1 protein-coding gene and 1 pseudogene are annotated in these 2977 nt (G+C 57.8%); one reads left to right on the top strand and one right to left on the bottom strand.

What is annotated here, in order from left to right; all coding sequences use genetic code 11:
* A partial coding sequence (locus AWB68_RS43615) for a DEAD/DEAH box helicase (RefSeq protein WP_087650281.1) occupies positions 1-2633 on the top strand: 2633 nt, incomplete at its 5' end.
* A 209-nt stretch (positions 2634-2842) separates the two neighbouring features.
* Here the strand turns inward: AWB68_RS43615 and AWB68_RS49155 are convergent.
* A pseudogene (locus AWB68_RS49155) lies at positions 2843-2977 on the bottom strand (IS630 family transposase); the annotation flags it as partial.

The following is a 2977-nucleotide window of genomic DNA, read 5'->3' as shown; positions in this document are numbered from 1 at the left end:
CATCGGCATCATCATTTCTGCCGCGACATTCTCAACTTGATTGTCGCGCGTCTCTCATCCAGATTGTCGCGCCACAGGCGGGGGAGGGGAGAATTCTGCTTGCCGCCTGCACCGCGCGCCAGGTTGCATGGGAGCAACCTGGCACCGGACATGGCCTGCTTACGCATGCCGTCGTTGCAGCAATGACGGCAACTTCTAGAGACCGGATCAGTTTCCCCGCAGTAGCAGATGAGATCGTACAGATCGCTCGCGTCGAAGCTGAACGCATCGGCGTAACGCAGACGCCCGTGTTCCTGGGCAGCGTCCAAGGAGGACTTGTATTCCCGCGCCTTGTGTACGGTGCAAATTACAACGCTGCGTTTCCGTTACGCGCTGTCGAGCAGATGGCTGGACCCTTCGAGCAGTTGCTGGACAGCGGCTTCCCACAGTCGATTGTCGACCAATGGGTCGCACGTTTTCCGAGTGGCCTCAACGCCTTGCAATTGCGCGCGGTCAATGAGTTTGGCGTGCTTGCAGATCGTTCGCTCATGACCGTCGCGCCGACGAGTTCGGGCAAGACGATGATTGGCGAGCTTGCCGCTGTCCAGTCGGTTATTGAAGGAAAGAAGGCGGTGTTCTTGTTGCCATATCGCGCCATCGTCAGCGAGAAGTTCGAGGAATTCGGCGAGCGTTATGGCGCTTCAGGGCTGCGCGTCGTCCGCTGCACTGGCGACGCTACTGATTCCGTCAGGGACGTCCTTGCTAGTCGCTATGATCTGGGCTTCTTCACCTATGAGATGTTCCTCGCTCTCGTCCTTGGCGCACCGCACCTTCTCAATCGGATTGGGCTTGTGGTTGTCGACGAAGCGCAATTCATCACGGATCCTCGCAGGGGCATAACCGTAGAGCTGATCCTGGCGTTGCTCCTGAGAGCACGCGCTCAGGGCATCCACCCGCAACTGATTCTCCTATCCGCCGTCATCGGCCGACTCAACGGTTTTGATCAGTGGCTGGACATCCCCGTGCTTCTCTCGCGCGACCGTCCGGTACCGTTGATCGAAGGGGTGCTCGACCGGCATGGGACATTTCAGTACCGCGACGTTGATGGTATGACAAAAGTTGACGCGATGCTGCCGCCGAACGGCATCCGTGTGCGCAAGGACAAGCCTGGCTCTCAAGATGTCATCGTTCCACTGGCGCAGAAGCTTGTTGGCGCTAATGAGAAGCTTATCGTCTTCCGAAATCAGCGGGGGAAAGCTCAAGGGTGTGCGCGATACCTTGCCGACGCGCTAGGGAAGGGGCCTGCGACAGCAACCCTAAGTGCGCTGCCCGCACAGGACCTTACCTCGGCCTCTCGTGACCTGCGGCGGTGCTTGAGCGGAGGTACTGCATTTCACAACACTAACCTGCTGCGAGCTGAGAGAGAAGCGATTGAGCGCGGATTTCGCGACCCTGATGGTGGCATATGGGTCTTGGCTTCGACGACCACCCTAGCAGCTGGGATTAACACACCGGCGTCAACCGTTATCCTCGCGGAGCAGGAGTTCCGTGGGGAAGACGGGCGGGCGTTCACGATTGCGGAATACAAGAACATGGCGGGCCGGGCCGGCCGCTTGGGATTCAATGAAACGGGCAAGGCAATTATCCTGGCGGCCACCCCAATTGAGAGAGCCCGGCTGTTCCACCGTTATGTTGAAGGGACACCAGAAGATGTGACTTCTTCGTTCACCGAGGCAGCGCTGTCAACCTGGGTGCTTCGTCTCCTGAGCCAGATTCGTGGAGTGAAGGCCGGTGACATCCCAGCTTTGCTCGTAAACACTTTCGGTGGCTACGCAGCAGCTCGCGCGAATCCTAACTGGGTTGCGACGGTTGAACCGCAAGTCGCAAGTTTCGTAGGACGTCTCTTGCAAACAGGGCTTGCTGAACAAGGAGGCGATGATGTCCTCCACCTAACGATGCTCGGACAAGCTGTGGGTGGATCGTCGCTTTCTTTCGAATCTGGGCTGCGTTTAATGGAACTTTTGCGCAATGTCGACGTTGCAGCAACGCCTGCGCTGCATATCTTGGCGCTCGTGCAGGTTTTGCAGGAGATGTCGGACATCTATACGCCGCTTTTCACGAGGGGACGATCGGAGGCCGCACGTGTCAACGATGTCATCGTTCGCTATGGACGCACAATGCAACGGGCACTGCAGCGTTACGGACCTGACGAGCATGAGTTTTGGCGCCGATGCAAGCGTGCGGCCATTCTCTTTGATTGGGTGGAAGGCGTTCCCCTTGATACTTTGGAGCAACGCTATACGGCGAACCCCTACGTCGGAGCGATCCGCTACGGCGACATTATGAGCATCGCCGACGGCGCGCGGTTCCAGTTGCGGTCTGCTCACCGCATTCTCGCGGCCCTGTTCCCGGAGCAACCGGCGTTTCTCGAGGGAGTCGACATTCTGCTTACGCGTCTTGAGTTCGGACTTCCGGAATCTTGCTTACCACTTCGCAAGATTAACACTGCATTAACGCGTGGGCAGTGCCTTGCTTTGTCGCAAGCGGGAGCTCAGACGCCCGAAGCCGTGCTTGGGATGACCGACGAGGCGCTCGCAGCCTGCGTTGGCGATGCCATGTTGCAGCGTCTTCGTTCGACTCACGCCCAAATGTGAGCCTAAGATAGAGGCGAGCAGTGGCGCGGCGAGCTGATTGCCGGCCAGAGGCCTGCGTGTAGCAAACCCGTTAAAAATCTCATTCGTTTGTCTCTTTACCGCAAAGCCGTGTGGGCACCGAAAATTCATTGGGACAACGCTGCTGGCAAAGGGCTTGGAATTCGATCATGAGGTCATCGTCGACGCAGACGCCCTTGACGCCAACTTACTCACACGTCAGAAATATAGCGGACAGATTGATGGCTAAAGAAGGAGCGTACGAGGTAGGGATCGCGGCCAATTTGTGAAAGCTGCTCGTGAATTTTCGAGCCCAGCTTCTCGCCCTTTTGAAGAGGACGTCGCGC

It is taken from the genome of Caballeronia choica, assembly GCF_001544535.1.
In the GTDB taxonomy this organism is placed as follows: Bacteria; Pseudomonadota; Gammaproteobacteria; order Burkholderiales; family Burkholderiaceae; genus Caballeronia; species Caballeronia choica.
Note: the sequence above shows the minus strand (reverse complement) of the source record. Positions and strands in the feature narration are given on the sequence as shown.